Source organism: Streptomyces spirodelae (assembly GCF_017676385.1).
GTDB classification, from domain to species: domain Bacteria; phylum Actinomycetota; class Actinomycetes; order Streptomycetales; family Streptomycetaceae; genus Streptomyces; species Streptomyces spirodelae.
Genome location: NZ_JAFFZN010000006.1, coordinates 138850 through 164199, shown reverse-complemented (window position 1 = coordinate 164199; position 25350 = coordinate 138850). Strand labels below are relative to the sequence as shown.

19 protein-coding genes are annotated in these 25350 nt (G+C 71.1%); 10 read left to right on the top strand and 9 right to left on the bottom strand.

Going from position 1 to position 25350, the window contains the following annotated elements:
- Positions 1–121 precede the first annotated feature (121 nt).
- The 3 genes from JW592_RS09445 to metH form a co-directional block, all read right to left on the bottom strand.
- A complete protein-coding gene (locus tag JW592_RS09445; protein ID WP_209264492.1) occupies positions 122–1717 on the bottom strand; it encodes an ABC transporter substrate-binding protein in 1596 nt (531 codons plus the stop codon).
- A 413-nt stretch (positions 1718–2130) separates the two neighbouring features.
- Positions 2131–2832 carry an HAD family hydrolase gene (locus JW592_RS09440; RefSeq protein WP_209264491.1) on the bottom strand — a complete coding sequence of 234 codons (702 nt, stop codon included), beginning with the start codon at positions 2830–2832 and terminating at the stop codon, positions 2131–2133.
- Positions 2833–2973: 141 nt separating this feature from the next.
- The gene (gene metH, locus JW592_RS09435) at positions 2974–6495 is read right to left on the bottom strand and encodes a methionine synthase (protein WP_209264490.1); all 3522 of its coding nucleotides are present in this window, start codon (positions 6493–6495) and stop codon (positions 2974–2976) included.
- A gap of 220 nt (positions 6496–6715) precedes the next feature.
- Between metH and JW592_RS09430 the strand changes: the two genes are divergently transcribed.
- The 7 genes from JW592_RS09430 (at position 6716) to JW592_RS09400 (ending at position 14914) form a co-directional block, all read left to right on the top strand.
- Positions 6716–7480: an IclR family transcriptional regulator gene (locus tag JW592_RS09430; RefSeq protein WP_209264489.1), complete on the top strand. Its 765-nt coding sequence runs from the start codon at positions 6716–6718 to the stop codon at positions 7478–7480.
- 299 nt (positions 7481–7779) lie between these two features.
- Positions 7780–8544, top strand: coding sequence for an MIP/aquaporin family protein (locus tag JW592_RS09425; RefSeq protein ID WP_209264488.1), 765 nt, complete (start codon positions 7780–7782; stop codon positions 8542–8544).
- 53 nt (positions 8545–8597) lie between these two features.
- Positions 8598–10142, top strand: coding sequence for a glycerol kinase GlpK (glpK, locus tag JW592_RS09420; protein ID WP_209264487.1), 1545 nt, complete (start codon positions 8598–8600; stop codon positions 10140–10142).
- A 5-nt stretch (positions 10143–10147) separates the two neighbouring features.
- Positions 10148–11755, top strand: a complete 1608-nt coding sequence (locus JW592_RS09415; RefSeq protein ID WP_209264486.1) for a glycerol-3-phosphate dehydrogenase/oxidase — start codon at positions 10148–10150, stop codon at positions 11753–11755.
- A gap of 247 nt (positions 11756–12002) precedes the next feature.
- On the top strand, positions 12003–13040 hold the full coding sequence (locus JW592_RS09410; RefSeq protein ID WP_229375477.1) for a glycoside hydrolase family 18 protein: 1038 nt from the start codon (positions 12003–12005) through the stop codon (positions 13038–13040).
- Between the two features lie 56 nt (positions 13041–13096).
- A complete protein-coding gene (locus JW592_RS09405) occupies positions 13097–13840 on the top strand; it encodes a FadR/GntR family transcriptional regulator (RefSeq protein WP_209264484.1) in 744 nt (247 codons plus the stop codon).
- A gap of 93 nt (positions 13841–13933) precedes the next feature.
- Entirely contained in the window at positions 13934–14914 is a 981-nt protein-coding gene (locus JW592_RS09400) for a PAC2 family protein (RefSeq protein WP_209264483.1), read from the top strand.
- Between the two features lie 36 nt (positions 14915–14950).
- Here the strand turns inward: JW592_RS09400 and mshC are convergent, their stop codons facing one another.
- From mshC to JW592_RS09380, 4 genes are all read right to left on the bottom strand, one after another.
- Entirely contained in the window at positions 14951–16180 is a 1230-nt protein-coding gene (mshC, locus tag JW592_RS09395) for a cysteine--1-D-myo-inosityl 2-amino-2-deoxy-alpha-D-glucopyranoside ligase (RefSeq protein ID WP_209264482.1), read from the bottom strand.
- Positions 16181–16260: 80 nt separating this feature from the next.
- Complete coding sequence (locus JW592_RS09390) at positions 16261–17232, bottom strand: SCO1664 family protein (protein WP_372446473.1); 972 nt, start codon at positions 17230–17232, stop codon at positions 16261–16263.
- Complete coding sequence (locus JW592_RS09385; RefSeq protein WP_209264480.1) at positions 17196–17786, bottom strand: DUF3090 domain-containing protein; 591 nt, start codon at positions 17784–17786, stop codon at positions 17196–17198. The genes JW592_RS09390 and JW592_RS09385 overlap by 37 nt, the downstream gene beginning before the upstream one ends.
- 75 nt (positions 17787–17861) lie before the next feature.
- A complete protein-coding gene (locus tag JW592_RS09380) occupies positions 17862–18578 on the bottom strand; it encodes a histidine phosphatase family protein (RefSeq protein WP_209264479.1) in 717 nt (238 codons plus the stop codon).
- Positions 18579–18645: 67 nt separating this feature from the next.
- Here JW592_RS09380 and corA point away from each other — a divergent pair, with 67 nt between their 5' ends.
- Positions 18646–19638, top strand: a complete 993-nt coding sequence (gene corA / locus JW592_RS09375) for a magnesium/cobalt transporter CorA (protein WP_209264560.1) — start codon at positions 18646–18648, stop codon at positions 19636–19638.
- 94 nt (positions 19639–19732) lie between these two features.
- Here corA and JW592_RS09370 read toward each other — a convergent pair whose 3' ends face one another.
- Both JW592_RS09370 and JW592_RS09365 read right to left on the bottom strand, forming a co-directional pair.
- A complete protein-coding gene (locus JW592_RS09370; RefSeq protein ID WP_209264478.1) occupies positions 19733–20524 on the bottom strand; it encodes a ferritin-like domain-containing protein in 792 nt (263 codons plus the stop codon).
- A gap of 323 nt (positions 20525–20847) precedes the next feature.
- Positions 20848–21900 carry an LLM class F420-dependent oxidoreductase gene (locus tag JW592_RS09365; protein ID WP_209264559.1) on the bottom strand — a complete coding sequence of 351 codons (1053 nt, stop codon included), beginning with the start codon at positions 21898–21900 and terminating at the stop codon, positions 20848–20850.
- 86 nt (positions 21901–21986) lie between these two features.
- On the opposite strand from JW592_RS09365, the gene JW592_RS09360 reads away from it, so the two are divergent.
- A complete protein-coding gene (locus JW592_RS09360) occupies positions 21987–23045 on the top strand; it encodes an aldo/keto reductase (protein WP_209264477.1) in 1059 nt (352 codons plus the stop codon).
- Complete coding sequence (locus tag JW592_RS09355; RefSeq protein ID WP_209264476.1) at positions 23042–25309, top strand: helix-hairpin-helix domain-containing protein; 2268 nt, start codon at positions 23042–23044, stop codon at positions 25307–25309. The genes JW592_RS09360 and JW592_RS09355 overlap by 4 nt, the downstream gene beginning before the upstream one ends.
- Positions 25310–25350 lie beyond the last annotated feature (41 nt).

Genomic DNA, 25350 nt, shown 5'->3' with positions numbered 1-25350 from the left:
CCGGACGCGGGTTGCGGCCCCCGGACCCGGAGCGCCCCCGGACCCCGGGGCTGCGGCCTGCCCCCTGCTCCCGTAGCGGGGGCGAGGCCGGGGGCCTTGCGGCCCCCTGGCCCTGGACGGTTCAGTCCGTCTGGCCCCTGCCCAGCTCCCACAGCTGGAGCACCGAGGAGGAGTTGAGGGTCCATTCGACGCCGGTGATGTCGTCGCGGGCCGCCAGGTACTGCTTGCCCTGCCAGAGCGGGAGAATGGGCACGTCCTCGGCGACGATGTCCTGGGCGCGGCCGAAGGCGCCCGTGGTGGCGGAACGTTCGGTCTGGCGTCGGGTCCGCGGGACGAGCTCGTCGCGGATCTCGCGGTTGGTGTACGGCGAGCCGAGGAAGTTGTCCTTCTCGAAGAACGGGGCGACGAAATTGTCCGCGTCGGGGAAGTCCGGGTACCAGCCGTAGCCGAATACCTGGTACTTGCCGTCGGTGGCCGCGGGGCGGAACCGGTCCCACTTGACGCCCTTGATGCGCACATCGAAGAGGCCGCTGTCGTTGAGCTGCTTCTTGAGGGCGGCGAACTCCTCGGCGGTGGCGTCGCCGTAGTGGTCCGTGGTGTAGGTGAGGGTGAGCTTGACGGGCTTGTCGATGCCCGCGGCGTGCAGGGTCCGCTCGGCCGCCGCCTTGCTGGGGTCGCCGTACTTGTTGAAGAACGAGTTGCGGTGGGCGGGCAGCCCGGCCGGCACGATGCTGTAGAGCGGCTCGGTGCTGCGGTCGTAGGCGTCCCGCACGATCTTCTTGCGGTCGACGAGCCGAGCGATGGCCTGGCGGACGGCCTTCTTGCCCACGGTCCCGTCGTCGGTGTCGAAAGCGAGGTAGCGGATCTCCTGGCCGGGCTGCTGGACCAGCTCGATGCCCTTGTCCTGGGCCTCGTCCAGCCGGCTGACCTGGTCGGGGGAGATGGTGCGGCCCATGACATCGATGTCGCCGGACTTGAGCGCCTTCTCCATGCCCTCGGCACGGTCGAAGAAGCGCAGCTCGATCCTGCTGTTGTGCAGCTTCAGGCGGCCGCTGTAGTGCGGGTTCTTGGCCAGCACCGCGGACTTGGCGTCAATGTGTTCGAGCGCGTAGGGGCCCGAGCCGGTGAGCTGGTCGCCCTTGGTGAGGGAGTCGGCCGGGTAGGTCTCGCTGTCGACGATGGCCGCGGCCGGGGTGGTCAGCTTGTACGGGAAGGTCGCGTCGGGCTTCTTGAGGCGGAAGACGACCTCGTTCTTCCCGTTGGCCCGGACGCCGGCCAGGTTGCTGAAGAGGACGGCGGGGCCGCCCTTGTGGTTGATGCGCTTGAGGCGCCGCAGGGAGAACTCGACGTCCTCGGCATCCAGCGTGTGCCCGTTGGAGAACGTCTGCCCCTTGCGCACCGTGCAGCGGTACTGCTCGTTGTTCGCGTCGAGGAAGCCGCACTCCCCGGCTGCGTCCGTTACCGGGGTGGTGCCGGTGCGGGGGAAGCGCAGGAGCGTCTGGAAGGTGTTGCGCATGACCCCCCAGGCCGCGACGTCGTACGCGGCCGCCGGATCGAACGGGGCCGGCGCGTTCTTGCCGACCGCGAAGTGGTCCGTCGTACCGACGACGATCGCATCGCCGCCGGCGCTCCCGCCCTTCTCGGACCCGCACCCGGCGAGCAGGGGCGTGAGCAGCCCGGCGGCAAGCGCGGGCAGCACCACAGTTCTACGGTTCATGGTCGACGATCTCCTCGGCCGGCCAGGGTTTGCTGCAGGGAGGAATGGCCGGTACACCGACATTAATGGTCTACTCCGGTCGCTCCCGAAGCGCGGGCCACGGAAACGGTTTCACGGACAGAAACCACGGGCTTCCCGTCCGCTATCCGGACGCTGGGACGATCTTCGCTTCATTCCACCAATAGGGACACAAGGGAAGGACAATTTCCCCACCAGCCCCAGGCGCACCACGCCTTCGCCCTGCCGTCGAGGGGCAGCGCGTGACGAACATCACTGGACCAATTTCGGCACCGGACACTCGAGTTCAGCCAATTCCACCCCGGCGCCGGGCTCGGTCCAGGCCCGCGGGGCGGGTTTCCGCAGTCCGCGAAAAGCGGTCTGCGAAATACAGGTTCCGGACGGAAGTCGTCCGCTCAGCGGACGACCATGATCCGCGAACGGAGGAATTCGAGATCGACTTCTTCGAGTGAACTCACAATGGTGCGGCCGGATTTCGGCTCGATCGGCGCGAGGGACGGCACGGCCACCACATGGCAGCCGGCGGCCTCGGCGGCGGCGACACCGGTGGCGGTGTCCTCCAGCACCGCGCAGCGCTCCGGATCGGCGCCCAGCCGGCGGGCCGCGGTCAGATACGGGTCGGGGTGCGGCTTGGTACGGGCCAGCTCGTCGCCCGCGACGGTGAAGGCGAAGTGCTCGGGGCCGATCCAGGTCAGCATCCTGTCGACGACGGTGCGGTGCGAGGCCGAGACGAGCGCGGCGGGGATACGGTGCGCGGACAGCTCCGCCAACAGGCGGCGGGCGCCGGGCATCAGCGGGACGCCCCGCTCCAGCCGCTCGACGAACTTGGCGTTCAGCAGCACGCTGAGCTCCTCGAGACCGATGTCGGCCGCTGTGGCCTCGATCAGGAAACCGGCGCTGCGCGACATCGGTCCGCCGACCACCACCGAGCGCCACTCGTCGCGCAGCTCGTGCCCCAGTTCGGCGAAGACCTCGACCTCGGCGTCCCACCAGAAGTCCTCGGTGTCCACGAGGGTGCCGTCCATGTCCAGCAGGACGGCCTGGAGCGCTGGCTCTTCACCCGTCAGAGTGGTGACGGCGGGGGATGGACCGGCCATCCGCGGCACCTCCTTGAAAGACGACTCCGAAGGGACGACAAGGCCGGCCGCCCCCTGCCCACGGGCCCGGATGGCTCCGGGGACTCCGCCGGAAAGGGACGACCGGCCTCTACCGGACCGATCAGTGTATGACCTATACCCTCATCGGGCGTTGAAATACTTCGCCTCGGGGTGGTGCAGCACGATGGCGTCGGTCGACTGTTCGGGGTGCAGCTGGAATTCCTCCGACAGCTCGACACCGATCCGCTCGGGGCGCAGCAGCTCGGCGATCTTGGCGCGGTCCTCCAGGTTGGGGCAGGCGCCGTAGCCCAGGGAGAAGCGGGCTCCCCGGTACTTCAGATCGAACATGCCCTGCATCTGGTCGGGGTCCTCACCCGCGAAGCCCAGCTCGCCACGAACCCGGGCGTGCCAGTACTCGGCCAGCGCCTCGGCGAGCTGTACGGACAGGCCGTGCAGCTCCAGGTAGTCGCGGTAGGCGTCCCCGGCGAAGAGCTCGGCGGTCTTCTCGCCGATCCTGGACCCGACGGTGACCACCTGCAGCCCGACCACGTCCGTCTCGCCCGAGTCCTCGGGGCGGAAGAAATCAGCCAGGCAGAGCCGCCGGCCCCGCCGCTGGCGGGGGAAGGTGAAGCGGGTGCGCTCGTTGCCCTGTTCGTCCAGCAGGATCAGGTCGTCACCCTTGGAGTAGCAGGGGAAGTAGCCGTAGACGACGGACGCCTCCAGCAGGTTCTCCGTCTGCAGCCGCTCCAGCCAGCCGCGCAGCCGGGGACGGCCCTCGGACTCCACCAGCTCCTGATAGGAGGGCCCGTCGCCCTTGCGGGACTCCTTGAGCCCCCACTGGCCCTTGAACAGTGCCCCCTCGTCCAGCCAGGAGGCGTAGTCCTGCTGCTGGATGCCCTTGACGACCCGGGTGCCCCAGAAGGGCGGCTGCGGGACGGGATTGTCGAGAGCCACATCGGAGCGGATGGAGCCGTCGTTGGCCTCGGGCTCGGGGATGTCGAGATCCCGCTTGGCGACCCTGCGCTGCTTGAGCTCGGGCAGCTTGGCGCCGGGCACCCCGCGCTTGACGTCCATCAGGGCGTCCATGAGGCTCAGGCCCTCGAAGGCGTCCTTGGCGTAGCGGACCTCGCCCTCGTAGATCTCGTGCAGGTCCTGCTCGACATAGGCACGGGTGAGCGCGGCGCCGCCGAGGATGACGGGGAAGTCCTGGGCCATCTTGCGCTGGTTGAGCTCCTCCAGGTTCTCCTTCATGATCACCGTGGACTTCACCAGCAGGCCCGACATGCCGATCACATCGGCGCGGTGTTCGGCCGCGGCCTCCAGGATGGCGCTCACCGGCTGCTTGATGCCGAGGTTGACGACCTGGTAGCCGTTGTTGGACAGGATGATGTCCACCAGGTTCTTGCCGATGTCGTGGACGTCGCCGCGCACGGTGGCCAGCACGATGGTGCCCTTGCCCTCCTCGTCCTCCTTCTTCTCCATGTGCGGTTCGAGGTGGGCCACGGCGGCCTTCATCACCTCGGCCGACTGGAGCACGAACGGCAGCTGCATCTGACCGGAGCCGAACAGCTCACCGACGACCTTCATACCCGCCAGCAGCGTGTCGTTGACGATGTCGAGCGCCGGCCGCTCCTGCAGGGCCTCGTCCAGGTCGGCCTCCAGGCCGTTGCGCTCACCGTCGATGATGCGGCGCTGGAGGCGCTCCTCCAGCGGGAGCGCTGCCAGCTCCTCGGCCTTGCCCGCCTTCATCGACTTGGCGGTGGCGCCCTCGAACAGCTCCATCAGCTTCTGCAGCGGGTCGTAGCCCTCGCTGCGGCGGTCGTAGACCAGGTCGCGGGCCGCGGTGACCTGCTCCTCCTCGAAGCGGGAGATCGGCAGGATCTTGCTGGCGTGCACGATCGCGGAGTCCAGCCCGGCCTTGACGCACTCGTCGAGGAAGACCGAGTTGAGCACGATGCGGGCCGCCGGGTTGAGGCCGAAGGAGATGTTCGACAGACCCAGCACCGTCTGCACGTCCGGATGCTTCTGCTTGAGCTGCCGGATGGCCTCGATGGTGTTGATGCCGTCCTTGCGGGACTCCTCCTGGCCGGTGCAGATGGTGAAGGTGAGGACGTCGATGAGGATGTCCGACTCTTGGATGCCGTAGTTGCCGGTCAGGTCCGCGATGAGCCGTTCGGCGATGGCGACCTTGTGTTCGGCGGTGCGGGCCTGGCCCTCCTCGTCGATGGTCAGCGCGATGAGGGCCGCGCCGTGCTCGGCCGCCAGCTTGGTGACCTTCGCGAAGCGCGAGTCGGGGCCGTCGCCGTCCTCGTAGTTGACGGAGTTGATGACGGCACGGCCGCCCAGCTTCTCGAGGCCGGCCTGGATGACGGCGATCTCGGTGGAGTCCAGCACGATCGGCAGCGTGGAAGCGGTGGCCAGCCGTCCGGCCAGTTCCGTCATGTCGGCGACGCCGTCCCGGCCGACGTAGTCGACGCACAGGTCGAGCATGTGGGCGCCCTCGCGGATCTGCTCGCGGGCCAGCTCGACGCAGTCGTCCCAGCGCGCGTCCAGCATCGCCTCGCGGAACTTCTTGGACCCGTTGGCGTTGGTCCGCTCCCCGATGGCCAGGTACGAGGTGTCCTGCCGGAAGGGCACGGCCTGATAGAGGGAGGCGGCCGCGGGCTCGGGCTGCGGGTTGCGCTCGGCGGGCTCACGGCCGCGCACCCGCTCCACCAGCTGCCGCAGGTGCTCGGGCGTCGTACCGCAGCAGCCGCCCACCAGGGAGAGGCCGTAGTCGTGGACGAAGGTGTCGTGCGCGTCCGCCAGCTCCTGGGGGGTGAGGGGGTAGCCGGCGCCGTCCTTGCCGAGCACCGGCAGACCGGCGTTCGGCATGCACGACAGTGGGACGCGGGCGTGCTGGGCCAGGTAGCGCAGGTGCTCGCTCATCTCGGCGGGCCCGGTCGCACAGTTCAGGCCGATCATGTCGATGCCCAGCGGCTCCAGGGCCGCGAGCGCCGCGCCGATCTCGGAGCCGAGCAGCATGGTGCCGGTCGTCTCGACGGTGACCGAGCACAGCAGCGGCAGGTCCACGCCCGCCGTCTCCATCGCACGGCGGGCGCCGATGACGGCCGCCTTGGTCTGCAGCAGGTCCTGGGTGGTCTCCACCAGCAGCGCGTCGGCGCCGCCCGCGATCATGCCTTCGGCGTTCTGCTGGTAGGCGTCCCGCAGTGTGGGGTACGGGGCGTGGCCGAGGGTCGGCAGCTTGGTGCCCGGGCCCATGGAGCCCAGCACCCAGCGCATCCGGCCGTCCCCGGATTCGAACTCCTCGGCGACGTCACGGGCGATGCGTACGCCCTTTTCGGACAGCTCGAAGATCCGGTCGGTGATGTCGTACTCCCCCAGCGCCGCGTGGTTGGCGCCGAAGGTGTTGGTCTCCACACAGTCCACGCCGGCGGCGAAGTACTCCTCGTGCACCGTGCGGATGATGTCGGGGCGGGTCACGTTCAGAATCTCGTTGCAGCCCTCCAGCTGCTCGAAATCCTCCAGCGTCGGGTCCTGCGCCTGGATCATCGTCCCCATCGCGCCATCGGCGACGACCACGCGCGAGGCCAGCGCCTGGCGGAGGGCATCGGCCCGGGTGAGGTTCGAGGATGCGGACGTGCTGCTCGGCGACGAGGCCATGGAAGAGGCTCCCTGGGTTGCGACGGCTGTCGGCTTTGCGCGCCGGTGAGGCAGCGCACCCGGTCAGCGTAGCGGGCGGACGCAAGAGTGCCGGTCGACATTCCGACCATCGGACACCCCGCTACTCGATCCCGGCTCGATCCCGACTACCGTCGCGTCGGCATCAAGCGATACCGTTCGGCATTGTCGAATTCAGAAGGCAGCAGGTCAGGGAGGACCGATGGCCCGGACCATCCAGTCGCTGGAGCGTGCGGCGGCCGTACTACGGCTGTTGGCCGGCGGCGAGCGGCGGCTCGGGCTCTCCGAGATCGCCTCGGCGCTCGACCTCGCCAAGGGTACGGCGCACGGGCTCCTGCGCACCCTCCAGCAGGAGGGCTTCGTGGAGCAGGAGCAGGTCACGGGCCGCTATCAGCTGGGAGCCGAGCTGCTGCGGCTGGGCAACAGCTATCTGGACGTCCACGAGCTGCGGGCCCGCGCCCTGGTGTGGACCGACGACCTGGCCCGCTCCAGCGGCGAGAGCGTCTATCTGGGCGTGCTGCACCAGCAGGGCGTGCTGATCGTGCACCACGTCTTCCGCCCGGACGACAGCCGCCAGGTGCTGGAGGTCGGCGCCATGCAGCCGCTGCACAGCACGGCGCTGGGCAAGGTGCTGTCCGCCTACGACCCGGTGGCGCTGAGCGAGGCGCTGGAGGGGGAGCGGCCGGCGTTCACCGAGCGCACGGTGACCGAGCCGGACCGGTTCGAGAAGCTGCTGGAGACCGTGCGGGCGCGCGGCTGGGCGGCGGACGTGGAGGAGACCTGGGACGGGCTCGCCTCGGTGGCTGCGCCGATCCACGACCGGCGCCGGATGCCGGTGGGCGCTGTGGGCATCACGGGTGCCGTTGAACGGGTCTGCGAGGGCGACGAGCTGATCCCCCGGCTGGTCGCCGCCGTCCGGGACACGGCGCGTGCGGTCTCCCGCGACCTGGGAGCACAGCGGTTCTGAGCCGGGGCGCCGAGCCCTCTTGGCAGCCGGGGTGCTGGGCCTCTTCTGAGCCGGTCGCGGCCCTGAGGAGGGAGTCGGTCACGCCGTCTGGCCGCCTGCGGGGTGCCGCATCCGCTGTGTGCCCGCAGGATGACAGCCAGGAGTCGTCTGTCACAGCCCCTTGACGGGACCCCCACGAAGGAGAAAAGTTGCCGTTCGGCGGTCGACATTGTCGAACACCGGACGAACGACCGGCCCGCCGCACCTCCCCGCCCCCGGCCGGGAGGCAGCCAGGACAAAAGGACAAAGGAGTCTCGCGGGTGTCCAGCTCCGACATTTTCACGAGTGAGGTCACCGGCACCATGGTGCTGATCCTCCTCGGTGGCGGCGTAGTGGCCGCAGTCAATCTGAAGCGTTCCAAGGCGTTCGCGGCCGGCTGGGTCGCCATCGCCTTCGGCTGGGGCTTCGCGGTCCTCACCGGCGCCTACATCGCCCAGCCGTCCGGCGCCCACCTCAACCCGGCCGTCACCCTGGCCCTCGCCATCAAGGGCGACACTCCCTGGAGCGATGTACCGCTCTACATGGGCAGTGAGCTGCTGGGTGCCATCCTCGGTGCCGTACTGGTGTGGGTCGCCTACTACAGCCAGTTCCAGGCCACACTGCACGAGCCGGACGCGGTCGAGTTGAAGGACGCGAATCCGGGGCCCGTGCACGGCGTGTTCTTCACCTCCCCCGAGGTGCGCCACAACCTGATGAACTTCCTCACGGAGGTCATCGCCACGTTCGTGCTGATCTTCGCGATCCTCACCCAGGGCCTGGTCAAGGACGCCGACGGGACCGTCGGTCTCGGCAAGCTGGGCGCCTTGATCACCGCACTGGTCGTCGTCGGTATCGGTCTCTCGCTCGGCGGCCCCACGGGCTACGCCATCAACCCGGCACGAGACCTCGGTCCCCGTATCACCCACTCGCTGCTGCCGCTGCCCAACAAGGGCGGCAGCGACTGGAGCTACGCCTGGGTGCCGGTGGTGGGCCCGCTGGCAGGCGCCGCCATCGCCGGCGGGCTCTACAACCTCGCCTGGGGATGAGCGGTCCGCCCGCACACTGAGACGAACCGATGACGCAAGGGAGCACACACACCATGAGCGAGACCCACGGCACCCACGCCTCCGCGCACGGCGGCGGCCCCTTCATAGCCGCGATCGACCAGGGCACCACCTCCAGCCGCTGCATCGTCTTCGACAAGGACGGCCGGATCGTGGCGGTCGACCAGAAGGAGCACGAGCAGATCCTGCCGAAGCCGGGCTGGGTCGAGCACGACGCCGCCGAGATCTGGACCAACGTCCAGCAGGTGGTCACGGGCGCGCTGGAGAAGGCCGGAGTCACCAAGAGTGACGTCCTGGCCCTGGGTATCACCAACCAGCGCGAGACCACCGTCCTGTGGGAGAAGGCCACCGGCAAGCCGGTGCACAACGCCATCGTCTGGCAGGACACCCGTACCGACACCCTCTGCAAGGAGCTGGGCCGCAACGTCGGCCAGGACCGGTTCCGCCGCGAGACCGGACTGCCGCTGGCGTCCTACTTCGCGGGGCCGAAGATCCGCTGGCTGCTGGACAACGTCGAGGGGCTGCGGGAGCGCGCCGAGCGGGGCGAGATCCTCTTCGGCACCATGGACTCGTGGGTCATCTGGAACCTGACCGGCGGGCCCAACGGGGGCAAGCACGTCACCGACGTCACCAACGCCTCCCGCACGCTGCTGATGAACCTGCACACCATGGCCTGGGACGAGAAGATCTGCGCCTCCATCGGCATCCCCATGGAGGTGCTGCCCGAGATCCGGTCCTCGTCCGAGGTGTACGGCGAGGCCACCGGTGAGCTGGCGGGGCTGCCCGTCGCCTCCGCGCTGGGCGACCAGCAGGCGGCGCTGTTCGGCCAGACCTGCTTCGCACAGGGCGAGGCGAAGTCCACCTACGGCACCGGCACCTTCCTGCTGATGAACACCGGCCACGAGCCGGTCAACTCCTACAACGGACTGCTCACCACGGTCGGCTACCGCATCGGCGACCAGCAGCCGGTCTTCGCGCTGGAGGGCTCCATCGCGGTCACCGGCTCGCTGGTGCAGTGGATGCGCGACCAGATGGGGCTGATCAACAGCGCTGCGGAGATCGAGACGCTGGCCAGCTCCGTCGAGGACAACGGCGGCGCCTACTTCGTCCCGGCGTTCTCCGGTCTGTTCGCACCGTACTGGCGCTCGGACGCCCGCGGTGTCATAGCGGGCCTGACCCGCTACGTCACCAAGGCGCACCTGGCCCGCGCGGTGCTGGAGGCGACCGCCTGGCAGACCAGGGAGATCGTCGACGCGATGCAGAAGGACTCCGACGTCGAGCTGGCGGCCCTGAAGGTGGACGGCGGTATGACCGCCAACAACCTGCTGATGCAGACCATCTCGGACGTGCTGGACGCGCCTGTCGTCCGTCCGATGGTTGCCGAGACCACCTGTCTCGGTGCGGCGTACGCGGCCGGTCTGGCCGTCGGTTTCTGGTCGGACACCGACGAGCTGCGGGCCAACTGGAAGCGCGCCGCTGAATGGACCCCCCGCATGGACGCGGACACGCGTGAGCGGGAATACCGGAACTGGCTCAAGGCCGTGGAGCGGACCATGGGCTGGATCGAAGAGGAGAACTGAGTCAGATGAACACCTCGCAGAGCGTCCCCACCCTCGGGACGCACCCGACTGCCGGCAGCAACCCGGGCCGCGCAGAGACCAGAGGGCTGCTCGCGAACGCGACGTACGACCTCCTGGTCATAGGCGGCGGCATCCTGGGCACCTCGGTGGCCTGGCATGCGGCGCAGTCGGGACTGCGGGTGGCCATGGTGGACGCCGGCGACTTCGCCGGCGCCACCTCCTCCGCGTCCTCCAAGCTGGTGCACGGCGGCCTGCGCTACCTGCAGACCGGCGCGGTCAAGCTCGTCGCGGAGAACCACCACGAGCGGCGCGTGCTGGCCAAGGACGTGGCCCCCCACCTGGTCAACCCGCTCACCTTCTACCTGCCCGTCTACAAGGGCGGCCCGCACGGCGCCACCAAGCTGGGCGCCGGCGTCTTCGCCTACTCGGCGCTGTCCGCCTTCGGAGACGGCGTCGGCCGGGTCATCTCCCCCGCCAAGGCCGCCGCCGACAACCCGGCGCTGCGCACCGACAACCTCAAGGCTGTCGCGGTCTACGGCGACCACCAGATGAACGACTCGCGGATGGCCGTGATGACCGTCCGCGCCGCGGTGGAGTCGGGCGCCGTGGTCCTGAACCATGCCGAGGTCACCGGGCTGCGCTTCACCCGCGGCCGGGTCACGGGCGCCGAGCTCAAGGACCGCACGGACGGCACGGAGTTCGGCGTCAACGCGCGGCTGGTGCTCAATGCGACCGGGCCCTGGGTCGACCACCTGCGCAGGATGGAGGACAGCGGCTCGGCGCCCTCCATCCGGCTGTCCAAGGGCGCCCACCTGGTACTCAAGCGCAAGTCGCCGTGGCGGGCCGCGATGGCCACCCCCATCGACAAGTACCGCATCACCTTCGCGCTGCCGTGGGAGGACCAGCTGCTGCTGGGCACCACGGACGAGGAGTACACAGGCGACCCGGCCGACGTACGCGCCACCGAGGCCGACATCCAGCAGATCCTGGACGAGGCCGCGTTCTCGGTGCGGGACACCGATCTGAACCGCGACCTGATGACCTACGCCTTCGCCGGGCTGCGGGTGCTGCCGGGCGGCCCCGGCGGCGTGGAGTCGGCCAAGCGCGAGACCGTCGTCACCGAGGGCAAGGGCGGCATGCTGTCGGTGGCCGGCGGCAAGTGGACCACCTACCGGCACATCGGCCGCACGGTGATGAACAAGCTGGAGAAGCTGCCCGGCGGCGCCTTGGCGGAGGACAGCGTTCCGGTCAAGGAGCTGGTGCGGCGCACCCCGTTGCCCGGCATCGCCAACCCCAACGCGGTCGCGCACCGGCTGCTGGTCGACCGCGAACCGGGCGTCCGCATGGACCCGCTGACCGCCCGCCAGCTGGCCACCCACTACGGCTCGCTCTCCTTCGACATCGCCCGACTGGTCAACGAGGACCCGTCGCTGGGCGAGCGCATCCACCCGGACGGGCCGGAGATCTGGGCCCAGGTCGTCTACGCCCGGGACCACGAGTGGGCCGAGACGGTCGACGACGTCGCCCGCCGCCGCACCACCCTGACCATCCGCGGCCTGGACACCGACGAGGTCCGCGGCCGCATCGAGGACGTCCTCAAGCAGCGCGGCTGACACACCGGCGGCCGAGCCGCACAGCCGGCGAAGGTGGGGGCGTACGACGGTTCCGTCGTACGCCCCCACCTCTCTTTACCGATCACCAGTTCGGCAACGTCCGTAACGACTCCGTGCCGAACCGCCCTTCCGTAGCAAACGCCATGGCACCGTCCTGGCCATGGATGGGGCGGATGGACCGGAACGACGCGGACCACGGCTGCGGATACCGAGACGGCCGCGTCCGACGCGACGGCCGTGGATACGGATGCCCGGGCGCACGCGTGCACGGCGGATACTGGGCTGGGTCGCGGTGGCGCTCGTCGTGCTCGTGGTGCTGCCGGCGGCGGGTGCGGCGACGGCGCTGCGGGTCTCCTACGCGGGTGAGTTGCGGGCGGACGCGCACACCCGGGGGCGGGACGCGATCTGGCTCGGGCACGCCTGGGTGGACGGGCGCCGGGGCGAGGACGATCTGAAGGCCCTCGAGCGGCGGTTGGCGGGAACCGGCATCCGTGATCTGTACGTCCACACCGGTCCGCTGGAGCACGACGGCACCCTCCCGGCGAAGCGGTACCCGCGCGCCAAGTGGCTGCTGGGCGCGGTCAAGAAGCAGCTTCCGGGGATACGTGTCCAGGCGTGGCTCGGCGACCGGCTCGTCTACGACGAGGGCGAGCGCGGCGGGCTCCGGCTCGCCGACGGCGCTGCGCGACGGGCGGTGGTGGCGAGCGCGCGGCAGGTGCTGAAGGCCGGCTTCGACGGGGTGCACTTCGATCTGGAGCCGCTCCGCTCGGACGACCGCGACTATCTGCGGCTGCTGGAGAGGCTGCACCCGGCCGTGCGGGCGCGGGGCGGGCTGCTGTCCGTCGCCGCGCACCAGATCGATCCGCTGCCGGGCCTGCACCACGTCTCCGGCACCCTGGCCGGGCACGGCAAGTGGTGGTCGCAGGAGTTCTTCGGCAAGGTGGCGCGCCGGGTCGACCAGATCGCGGTGATGTCCTACGACACCGCGCTGCCGGCGGAGAGTCTGTACGGCGGCTACGTGGCCCAGCAGACCGCGCTGGCCCTGGAGGCGGCACCCGCGCGGGTGGACGTGCTGATGGGGCTGCCCTTCTACCACACCGACGACATGGGTCACCACGCCTCGGCGGAGACCGCCGCGGCCGCGGTGCGCGGGGTACGGCTGGGCCTGGGACGCGAGGACCCGGGGCGCCGCCGGTTCGGCGTCGCTCTCTATGTCGACTTCGCGGCGACGGAGCAGGACTGGAAGGACTACCGGCGCGGTTGGTGCGCGCCGGCGGAATCGTAAGCGAGCACAGCTCGACCGGCACACAAGCGTCGGACGTCCGGGGGGGGGGAGACGACATGGCCGTCACCGATGAGGCGATCGGAAAGATCAAGGAGATGATCGTCACAGGGGCGCTCGGCCCCGGTGACCGGCTGCCCAAGGAGAGCGAGCTGGCCACCGAACTGGGCCTGTCCCGCAACTCGCTGCGCGAGGCGGTGCGCGCGCTGGCGCTGATCCGCGTACTCGACGTACGCCAGGGCGACGGCACCTATGTGACCAGCCTGGACCCGCAGGTCATGGTGGAGGCCATGCGCTTCGTGCTGGACTTCCAGCGCGGCGACACCGCCGGGGAGCTCTGGACCGTACGCCGCATCCTGGAGCCCACGGCGACAGCGCTGGCGGGAACCCGGATCGCGGTGGCGGAGCTGGACGCGCTGGAGTCCCGGCTGGACGCGCTGGAGCTCCGGCTGGACGCGCCCGCGCTGGGGCTCTCGGCGGAAGAACTGGTCGCCGCCGACCTGGAGTTCCACCACCGCATCGCGGCCGCCTCCGGCAACTCCGCGCTGTGCGCACTGCTGGACGGCCTGGCCGAAGCCACCACACCGGACCTGTCCCGGCAAGGGCCCGGCCCGGCGGACGCCGCCGGCCGCACCCTGCACGAGCACCGGCAGATCCTCTCGGCACTGCGCGCCGGCGACACCGAGGCCGCACGCGCCTGGGCAACCGTGCACCTCGTCGGCGTCGAGGAGTCGCTGCGCCAGGTGCCGGGTTCCAGATGCGGAGTGTCCGGGGGCTGCGGTGCGAGTGTCGGCACGCCGTAGGCTGGGCCCCGCACGAAACGACCGGCAGCCGTCCGTGGGCGGGGCCGACGGCGGGGTCGGCGGCAGGCGACAGCAAGGTTAAGGAGGAGCTGGGTGATCGAGCTGGAGGGGGTTCCCGAGCTGGTCGACCCAGTCATGGTGGCCGCGTTCGAAGGGTGGAACGACGCCGGAGACGCTGCCTCCACCGCGGTCGCGCACCTGGAGCGGGAGTGGAAGGGCGAGGTGTTCGCCGCGCTGGACGCGGAGGACTACTACGACTTCCAGGTGAACCGGCCGCAGGTCTTCATGGACGGCGGGGTCCGCAAGGTGACCTGGCCGACCACACGGCTGTCCGTCGTCCGGGTGGAGGACGCCGACGGCAAGGGGAAGCGGCGCGATCTGGTGCTGGTCCGCGGGATCGAGCCCAGCATGCGGTGGCGCTCGTTCTGCAACGAGATCCTGGGCTTCGCGCACGAGTTGGGCGTCGAGCTGGTGGTCGTGCTGGGCGCGCTGCTCGGCGACACCCCGCACACCAGGCCGGTTCCGGTCACCGGCGTGACCTCCGATTCCGATCTGGCCCGCACGATGAACCTGGAGGAGTCCCGGTACGAGGGCCCCACCGGCATCGTCGGAATCCTCCAGGAGGCATGCACCCACGCGGGCGTCCCGGCGGCCAGCCTGTGGGCGGCCGTACCGCACTACGTCTCCCAGCCGCCCAACCCGAAGGCGACGCTCGCACTCCTCAACCGCCTGGAGGACCTGCTGGGCATCCGGATTCCGATGGGTGAGCTGCCCGAGGACGCCCGCGCGTGGCAGATCGGTGTCGATCAGCTCGCGGCGGAGGACAGCGAGGTCGCCGAATACGTGCAGTCGCTGGAGGAGGCGCGGGACACCGCTGAGCTGCCTGAGGCGTCGGGGGAAGCGATCGCCAAGGAGTTCGAGCGCTATCTGCGCCGCCGCGACGGCAGCGGCTCCGCAGAGGGGGGCTCCGCGCCTGGTGCTCCCCCCTATCTGCGGGACCCGGGACAACAGCCACCGCCCCCGCCGAAGCCCGGCGGTGAGCCGCCGCGGCCTGACGACTCCGACGAGGAGTAGGGCTCGCCCCCCTTCGGAGGGGCAAGCCCTCAGGCGTTACAGGGCCACGCCCAGCAGCGCGTCCACCGTGCGGGAGGCCAGGCCAGGGGCTCCCTCGTCGGTGCCGCCCCGGGTCGCCTGCTCCTCCACCCAGGCGTCGACCGCCGCCAGCGCGGCAGGCGTGTCCAGGTCGTCGGCGAGAGCGACCCGTACCGACTCCAGCATGGACTCGGCGGGCGGCCCGTCAGGCCGTGAGACCGCCGAACGCCAGCGGGCCAGCCGCTCCTTGGCCTGAGCCAGCACCGCGTCGGTGTACTCCCAGTCGGCCCGGTAGTGGTGCGCCAGCAGGGCGAGCCTGATGGCTGCCGGGTCGACGCCGTCCTTCCGCAGCTGGGAGACGAAGACGAGATTGCCCTTGGACTTGGACATCTTCTCGCCGTCCAGACCGACCATTCCGGCGTGCACATAGGTCCGTGCGAAGGGGAACTCACCGGTCAGCGCCTGCGCGTGCGAGGCGCCCATCTCATGGTGCGGGAAGGCGAGGTCGGAGCCGCCGCCCTGGATGTCGAAGCCCATGCCCAGGTGTTCGAGTGCGATGGCCACGCACTCGATGTGCCAGCCGGGGCGCCCTGGGCCGAGAGTGCCGCCGTCCCAGTGCGGCTCGCCCTCGCGGGCCGCCGTCCACAGCATCGGGTCGAGCGGGTTCTTCTTGCCGGGCCGCTCGGGGTCGCCGCCGCGCTCGGCGGACAGCAGCCGCATCGTCTCGGCGTCGTAGCGCGACACCTCGCCGAAGTGGGCGTCGGATTCGACGGAGAAGTAGATGTCGCCCTCGAGTTCGTAGGCCGCGCCCATGTCGCGCAGCCGTTCGACCAGCGGGACGATCTTCGGGATGGACTCGACGGCACCGATGTAGTGCTTGGGCGGCAGCATCCGAAGGGCCGTCATGTCCTCGCGGAAGAGCGCGGTTTCACGCTCGGCGAGCGCCGTCCAGTCCATGTTCGTCGCGGTGGCCCGCTCCAGAAGTGGATCATCCACATCGGTGACGTTCTGTATGTAGTGAACCTGGCGCTTGGTGTCGAGCCACACGCGCTGCACGAGGTCGAACGCGTTGTAGGTCGCCGCGTGTCCCAGGTGCGTGGCGTCGTAGGGGGTGATCCCACACACATAGAGACGGGCGACAGGGCCGGGGGTGAGGGTCACTCGACCACCGGTCGCGGTGTCGTGGATGTCGAGGTCGCGGCCCTGCCCAGGCAGGACGGGGACCTCGGTAGCGGGCCAGGCATGCATGCCTTGAGCCTAACCCGGACTGGTGTTCCGTATCCGGCCGGATGGGCGCCGATCGGGGCGCCCGGCCTGGCCGTCCGGGGCTAGACGGGTGGCCAGGGGATCGCGGGCCACGCACCGCTCGGCAGCGGGTGCCGTCCCGAGCTGAGCAGCGCCTCCACCCGCTTGCGTACGGCGTCCACCTCGGCGCCGGTCAGCAGCACGGAGAGCCGCTCGGCCAGCGGTACGTCCTGGGACAGCGCGGCCGACAGCGCCCGCAGGACCTCGACTGCCTCGCCGGTCAGCTCCTCGCCCGCCCAGCCCCACAGCAGAGTGCGCAGCTTGTCGTCCACATGGAAGGTCACGCCGTGGTCGATGGCGTAGAGCGCGCCGTCCGCGCGTGGCAGCAGGTGGCCGCCTTTGCGGTCGCCGTTGTTGATCACCGCGTCGAGTACGGCCAGGCGGCGCAGCCGGGGGTCGTCGGCGTGTACGAGCAGTGCCGTGCGTCCCTCCCCCACCTCAGCGAAGCCGACCGCCTTCCAGCCCTCACCGGGTTCGTCGCCGTCGACCAGCGCGAGCAGCGGCGCAGGCTCGTCCGCCGCCGGGTCGTCCCCGGCCGCAGCGGCCGGAGCGGCCCCAGCCGCTTCCTCGTCGTCCGCCTCCGGGTCCGCCTCGCCGTCCGCCTCCGCGTCCGGTGGCTCGCCGATCCACGCCTGGCACATGCCGAGCCCGTACGGGCCGTCGCGCAGCACGGTGGCCGGTATCAGGTCCCAGCCGGTGGCGCGGGAGATCTCGTAGGCGGCGACCTCCCGTTGGGCGAGGTTGCCGTCGGGGAAGTCCCACAGCGGACGCTCGCCCGCCACGGGCTTGTAGACGCACGGGAGGCTGCGCCCCTCGTGTTCGACGGTGCCGAACAGAACGGCGTTGGAGGCCGCCCTGATCTGCCCGCGCACCGTCAGGGTGCCTTGTGCGAGCAGCTCGCGGGTGGCCTCAGCCGCGGGAGCCGCGGCGATACCGGGCGCGGGTGGTGGTGTGCCGTTCATTCGCCCCGGCGGTATCCGTTCTGGCGCGGACATACGTGTCCCTCCGGGTCGAGCGGCAGGCTGCACAGGGGGCACGGTGGGCGGCCCGCGTTCACGACCTCCATCGCCCGTTTGGCGAAGGCCCGGGCCATGCTCCCGCTGATCCGGACCCGCAGCATCGGGGGGCCGTTCTCGTCGTCCTGGAGCAGCCGTTCCTCGGCCTCGGCCAGGTCCTCGTCCTCGCCGGGTTCCAGCTCGACGATGGCCTGGGCCTCGACGACCATCCGCTCGCCCTCGCCGTCCCAGGCCAGTGCCATGGTGCCGACCCGGAACTCCTCCTCGACCGGCGTCTCCAGCGGCGCGGTGTCATCGACCTCGGAGGGAGCGACGGCGGGAACGGGCGCGCTGCCGCCCGAGCGGCGCACCACCTCGTCCAGCAGCTCGTCGATCCGTTCGGCGAGCGCTTCCACCTGTGCCTTCTCCAGGGCCACGCTGGTGGTGCGGCCTCCTGCGGTGGCCTGGAGAAAGAAGGTGCGGCGGCCAGGCAGACCGACGGTGCCGGCGACGAACCGGTCCGGCGGGTCGTACAGAAATACCTGACGGGACACGTTCTGCTCCGTTGGGTTCGACAGCTTGAGTGGCTTCGGACATCCGCACCCTACTGTGCGTTCCGATCATCGTGCTCAGGCGCTTCCGCCCACGGTCGCGTCGCCCTCCCCGGCACTCCCCCCGGCACTTCCAGTGTCGCCCTCCCCGCCGGTGCGATCCGGTGGCGCGAGGGAGGCCAGCTCCCCGGTGTCCCCGAGCCGCAGCAGGAAGGGGCGCAGTGGCGTATAGGCGATCGCGGTCGCCGAGCAGGGGGCCACGGATATCCGCTGGAAGAGATCGAGGTGCATGCCGAGCGCGTCCGCGACGATCGACTTGACGATGTCACCGTGCGAACACATCAGGTAGACGGCGTCGGCCCCGTGCTCGGCCTCGATGCGCGCGTTCCAGTCGCGTACCGCGTCCACGGCGCGCGCCTGCATGGCGCGCATCGACTCGCCGCCCGGGAACGCGGCGGCCGAGGGGTGCCGCTGGACCGTGGTCATGAGGGGTTCGTCGTTGAGCTCGGCCAGCTTGCGGCCCGACCAGTCGCCGTAGTCGCACTCGGTGATGCGCTCCTCGGTGTGCAGCGGCAGCTCGGGGCGGGCCTCGGTCAGCGGTGCGAGGGTCTCCTGACAGCGGCGCATCGGGCTGCTGACGGCTGCCGCCAGCGGGAGGTCACGGAGCCGGCCGGGCAGCGCGGCCGCCTGCCGCCGGCCCTGCTCGTCCAGGGTGACCCCGGGGGTGCGGCCGGCCAGCAGCCCTTCGGTGTTCGCTGTGGACCTGCCGTGGCGTACGAGGATCAGCGTGGGCATGCGGCAACCCTAAGCGAGGCGCGGCCGGGAGCGCTCTCCGGTTGTGGTGCCGCGCTGGGGCGGGAGAATTCGAGGAGTGATCGTCGATTGTGCGCTCTACCGGCAAGGGCGCCGAGCGGAGCGCCCGCAGGACTTCTCGGCGGCGCTGCGCGAGGCCCGGTCGTCGTCCGACACCTTCTTGTGGCTCGGTATGCACGAGCCGACCGAGGCCGAGTTCGACAAGGTGACCAGGGCCTTCGGGCTCCATCCACTGGCCGTGGAGGACTCGCTCCACGCCCACCAGCGGCCCAAGCTGGAGGTGTACGCGGACTCGCTGTTCCTGGTGCTCAAGCCGGTGGGGTACGACGAGGCCAGTGGCAGGCTGAGCACGGGTGAGCTGATGCTGTTCGTGGGCGACTCCTTCGTGCTGACGGTGCGGCACGGCGAGGCCAATCCGCTGGGCTCGGTGCGGGGGCGGCTGGAGAAGGAGCCCGAGGTGCTGCGGCACGGCCCGACAGCGGTGATGTACGCCGTCAGCGACACCGTGGTCGACCACTACCTGGAGGTCGCGGCAGCGCTGCACACGGACCTCGACGAGCTGGAGGCAGCGGTCTTCGCCAAGGACGCCCGGCTGGGCAAGGGCACGGCGACCCGGATCTACGAGTTCAAGCGGCGCGCGCTGGAGTTCCGCCGGGCGACGATGCCGCTGACGGACCCGGTGACCCGGCTGACGGGCGCGAGCTTGCCGTTCGTGCACAAGGACGCGCGGCTGTTCTTCCGGGACGTCGCGGACCATCTGTCACGGGTGAACGAACAGGTGGAGTCCATCGACCGGCTGCTGACGGACATTCTCTCGGCGTACCTGGCGCAGATGGGTGTGCGGCAGAACGACGACATGCGCAAGATCTCGGCGTGGGCGGCGATGTTCGCCGTGCCGACCGCCATCGCGGGCGTGTACGGCATGAACTTCGACCACATGCCGGAGCTGCACTGGGTGTGGGGCTATCCGGCCACGCTGCTGCTGATGGTGACAGTCTGCGTGGTGCTGTTCCGGGTCTTCAAGCGCCGCGACTGGTTCTGACGGCCGTGGCCTTCGTCCGTGGGCGGTCGGGCGTACCCGGGCTCCGCCGCCCCAGGCCGGTCGGGCGTACCCGGGCTCTGCCGCCCGGGACCGGTCAGGCGTACTCGGGCTCCGCGTCCGCCCGCCCGGTGCCCAGCGCGTCTCGGCGCTCGGGCATCCGGAGGCTGACCATCCGCCGCCAGCCGCCCAGCCGCTCCCAGACGTACCGCGCGTGGATTCCCAGTGCGACGAGCCCGTACTTGGCGCCCGACCAGCCCAGAATGCGCGCCATACAGCTCATGACGGCCAGGCTGACGTCGCGGTAGACCTTGATCTCGGCGAGCGCGCTCTCGCGCAGCAGCGCCCGAATGGCGCGGGAGTGCCCGGCCTCGGCCAGGCGCAGCAGTTCCTCGTGGCAGTAGGCGAGGTGGTTGTCCTCGTCCTTGGAGATCATCTTCACCGCGCGGCCGAGCTCCGGATGGTCCCCGGCCACCTTCTTGAGCAGGATCATCTCCTCGGCGGCACGCTGCTCGGTGACCCGGCTGTGGGCGAGATAGGTGAGGATGTCGTGTTCGGTCAGCGGCTCGTCGTGGCGGAGCTTCTCGTGCGCGAGGCCGATGCCCAGGCCCTCCAGGATCATCGTGTAGTCGGTGTCGTCCGGGATCTCGGCCACTTCCAGACCGCGCTTGTTCAGCAGTGCCATGAAGATCCGGCCGTGTTTGTCCTCATCGGCGCCGTGCCGGACGATCTTGGGGGCGAGGTGGCGCTGGGACTCGGGGACGAGGGCGGCGATCCGGCCGTTCTCCCAGCCGCCCTGCGCCTCACCGCTGGCGGCGATGGAGCAGAAGAGCCGGAACGACTCGTCGTTGTCGAGGATTTCCTGGAACAGACTCCTGGCCGAGAGCATCTCTGCCACCTCCGTGCGCGAGTTCCCGTACAGCACGACATCCGCAAAGAACGAGTCAAATACCGCCTACGCGAACGGGCAACAGGTGAGCGGCCGGTCTGCGCCGAATGTGGGAGGAGCGCCGCCAACCCGCGTAACCGGGCGGGCGACGCCGCGTTGTGCTCCGTGACGGCCGTGGCGGGGTAGACCCCGAGCCCCCACCACGGCCGCGGACCTCTCCGGCGCTCGGCGCCGTACGGACCGGCCCCCGCCTTCCGCGGGGCCGGTCCCGTTGTCCGGGAGGCCCTCGCCTCCTGGGGGCCGGGTTCCGGCAGGTCCTCGCCTCAGGAGGCGAGCCCGGCCCGCTCCAGGGCCTCGATGCCGGCACGCAGGCTGGTCAGCCGCTCCTCGCGGGAGAACCCTGCGGGTGCCAGCGACAGCGTCGTCACCCCGGCGTCGGCGTAGGCCCGCATCCGGTCGGCGATCCGGTCGACGGGGCCGATTAGGGTGGTGGAGTCGATCAGCTCGCGGGGAACCGCCGCCGCCGCGCCCTCCTTGTCGCCGGCCAGGTACTTCTCCTGGATCTCGGCGGCCTCCTTCTCGTAGCCCATGCGCTGGGCCAGCTTGTTGTAGAAGTTCTGCTTGCGGCTGCCCATACCGCCGACGTAGAGCGCGGTGTAGGGGCGGAAGAGGTCGGCGAGCGTGTCGATGTCCTCACCGACGGCCATCGGGACGGTGGGGCACACATCGAAGCCGTCCATCGTCCTGCCCGCCGCCTCCCGGCCCGCGCGCAGGTACTGCAGGGTCGTCTCCTCGGCGTGTTCCGGGGAGAAGAAGACCAGCAGCACACCGTTGGCGATCTCGCCGGTCTGCTCCAGGTTCTTCGGGCCGATGGCGGCGATGTAGAGCGGGATCTCCTCGCGCTCCGGGTGGACCGTCAGCTTGATCGGCTTGCCCGGGCCGCCGGGCAGCGGCAGCGTCCAGTGCTGTCCTTCGTAGGACAGGCGCTCGCGGGACATGGCGCGCCGGATGATCTCGACGTACTCGCGGGTGCGGGCGAGTGGCTTGTCGAACTTCACCCCGTACCAGCCCTCGGACACCTGCGGGCCCGAGACACCGAGGCCCAGCCGGAAGCGCCCGCCCGAGAGGGAGTCGAGGGTGGCGGCCGTCATGGCGGTCATCGCGGGGGCCCGGGCCGGGATCTGGAAGATCCCGGAGGCCACGTCGATCCGCTCGGTGTGCGCCGCGACCCAGGTGAGCACGGTGGCCGCGTCCGAGCCGTACGCCTCCGCCGCCCAGCACACGTCGTAGCCGAGCCTGTCCGCCTCCTGTGCGACGGCGAGGTTGTCCGCATCCATCCCGGCGCCCCAGTAGCCGAGGTTGATGCCCAGTCGCATCCCCATCCCGCACCCACTTTCCCTACTGATCAGTAATGTCCCTGACCCCCGGACTCTAACGCCTGCCACAACTACGCTCAACGCCCATGGAGCGAAGGCACCTGGGCCGCACTGGCCTGCGCGTATCCCGGATCGGACTGGGCACTCTCAGCTGGGCGCGCGGCGGCGGCACAGGTGGCGCACCCGATCGCGCGGGGCGCGGCGGGCAGCACGACACCTGCCAGCAGCACGACCAGCACTTCCAGCTCGCGGCCGACCAGCTCAGGACGTTCTGGGAAGCCGGCGGCACGCTGGTGGACACCGCCGATGTGTACGGCGACGGCGAGGCCGAGTACCTGCTGGGCCGGCTGATGCGGGACTTCGTACCGCGCCGGGACCTGGTCATCGCCACCAAGGCGGGCAGCGTCCCCGAACCCGACCGCCGCTTCGACTGCTCGCGCGGCCACCTCCTCGCCGCACTGGACGCCTCCCTCGGCCGGCTCGGCACCGACCATGTGGATCTGTGGCAGGTGCACGCCTGGGACCCGTACACACCGCTGGAGGAGACCCTCCAGGCGCTGGACGAGGCCGTCAGCAGCGGGCGCGCCCGCTACGCCGGGGTGTCCAACTTCTCCGGCTGGCAGCTGGCCAAGGCCGGCGCCTGGCAGCGCGCGGCCCCGGGCGCACGGCATCCGCTGGCCAGTACCCAGATGGAGTACTCGCTGCTCCAGCGCGGCATCGAGCGGGAGGTGCTGCCCGCCGCGCTGGACCTGGGCATCGGACTGCTGCCGTCCTCACCGCTGGGCCGCGGCGTGCTCACCGGCAAATACCGGCAGCCGGGCCCGCCGCCCGCCGGCTCCCGGGGTGCCGACGAGCGGCTGGCGGCGTTCGTCGAGCCGTATCTGGACGAGACAGCGGGGCGGATCGTGGACGCCGTGGCCATAGCGGCCGACGGGCTCGCCCTGCCCCCGCTCCAGGTGGCACTGGCATGGGTGCGCGACAGGCCGGGGGTGGTGGCGCCGATCGTCGGCGCGCGGACATCGGAGCAGCTCGCGGAGGCTCTGTCAGTGGAGGGCCTTAGTCTTCCAGACGAAATCCGCGCGGCGCTGGACGATGTCTCGGCTCCCGTGCACCGCTACCCCGACCATGACTGGAGCGAGCTGTGAGCAACGACAAGGCAGCCGAACTCCTCGCGGCCGTCCGCGCGGTGGAGAGCGGCGAACGCTCCGCCGCCTCCTTCTTCAACGAACCCGCGCCCGCCGAGCGGGCACGGGCGGGCCACGGGCAGGCCACAGGGCCGGGCCGGGAACAGCCACGGAGGGCCGCAGCACCGCCGCGCCAGGGTGCCGACGCGGCCTCCGGCCGTCCCGGGACCGGGGGGCCGACGGGAGGCGGGGAGCGGCCGGTCGCGGTGCCGGACGAGATCAGGGCGCTCCTTGCGCAGGGCGGGGCTCCCGACTCCCTGGCGCGGCCCGTGGCCGAGACGTTCGGCGAGGGCGCGGCCGAGCTGCTGCGAGCCGACCCCTGGCAGCTCCTCGCACTCCCCGGAGTGCGCCCCGAACAGGCGGACGGCTTCGCGCGCGCACTGCTCGACGGCGAGGCGGGGCCCGGGGACCCACGCCGCGCTGTCGCATTGGCCGGCCATCTGCTGGAGCGCGCGGCGCTGCGGGGCGACACGGTGCTGGCGCCCGGAGCGCTGGCCAAGGGCCTGGCCCAGCACGCGGTGCCGGACCCCGAGCAGGCGGTGCGCGAAGCCATGGACGCGGGAGCCGTGCTGGTCTTCGAGGACGCGCTGGACGCAGGCCCGTCCGCCTCGGCCGCCGCCCGGTCGGCGGCCGGAGGGGAAACCGACGAAGAGGGGGAAGAAGAGCGCCCGGTCAACGTCCTGGTGGGGCTGGACCGGTACGCGCTCGCGGAGGAGAGCCTGGCCGACGGGCTGGCCCGGATCGCGGGCACGTTCGGCTCCGGCTCCGCTGAGGCGGTGGCAGAGGGATCGACGGCCGGGCGTGCGACGCCCGGGGGGACAGCGGCCGAGGGGACGGCAGCCGAGGGCGCAGCGGCCGAGGGGACGACGGCTGAGGGGACGACGGCTGAAGGCCCGGCGGGCGGCTGGGCGGCGGCGGCCGGGGACGCCCCCTCGCCCTCCGCCCGCGAGCTGATCCGGGCCGTGGCCGGGAACGGCCTGGTCACCCACGCGGGCGGTGATGCCTCCCGCGCCGAGATCGCTGCCCTCGCCGCCGCGGCCCGGGGACTCGGCCTCCGCTCCTGGGTCCTCACCCATACGGACGACGGCAGCGCCCGGATGGCACACCTCCTCGCCGAGCAGCCGGCCTTCGGTCCGTACGGGGCGGGGGACGCGGCGGCAGAGCACCCGGCCGATGAGGCGGAGGCGAGCTCCCGCCCGGACGCTGCCCCTGACCCGGGCTGTGCCACGGTTGCGGGCCTCCTGGCGGGGACCGAGGGGCCCGGCAGGGACGAGGAAGGGGCGCTCGCCGTCGACCTGCTGGCCGTCTGCGACGCACCGCAGCTCGACGCGGAGACCGCCGCAGCGCTGCTGGAATCGCTGCCGGACGGGGTGCGGCTGGTGCTCAGCGGGGACCCCGGAGTGCTGGGCGCCGCCGGCCCAGGACAGGTGTTCCGGGACCTTATGGCGGCCAAATTCTGCCCGCACATCGCCTCGCGCACCCCGGACCCCGGCCCGGTGGGCGAACTGGTCTCGGGCATCGGCATCGGGGAGCTGAACCAGGTCGAGGCGCCGGGCAAGGAGGTCGTGATCGTCCCGGTGACCGACCCGAGTGAGGCCGTGCACCGCACGGTGCAGCTCGTCGCGGACTCGGTGCCCAGGGCGCTCTCGGTCCCGTCAGCCGAGACCCAGGTGATCACCCCGGGGCACGGCGGCTCGGCGGGTACGCGCGCGCTGAACGCGGCCCTCAAGGAACGGCTCAACCCCGGCCCCGGCCGCTTCGGCGGCTTCGACCCCGGCGACCGGGTCGCCTACTCCCCCGCACCCGGCCGCACCACCATCTGCACCGTGGCCTCAGCCGACGACCGGGGCCTCCACCTGACGCACGGTGAAGGCGGTCTGACGGTCCCGCCCGAGCGGGTCCCCGAAACGGTGCGGCACGGCTGGGCAGTCACGGCCCACCAGGCAGCGGGCATCCGCTGGCCCGCCGCCGTCGTGGTGCTCCCCGGGGACGCGACGGGGGCACTGAGCCGGGAGTGGGTCTACACCGCGTTCAGCCGCGGCGAGCGCCATCTGTCGGTCGTACACGGCGCGGGCGATGCGCTCCCCCGCGCCGTCGCCTCGGTGGTCGGCCGGGAGCGCACCACGCGGCTGCGCACCCTCCTGACGGAGTCCGCCCGCGCGGCCGAGGCAGCGCGGGCGGCGGAGTCCGGTGGACAGGACGGGGAGGGAGGGCAGGCCCCGTAAGGGGCCGGGGGCGCCTCCAGGCCGAAGACCGGGGGCGCCCC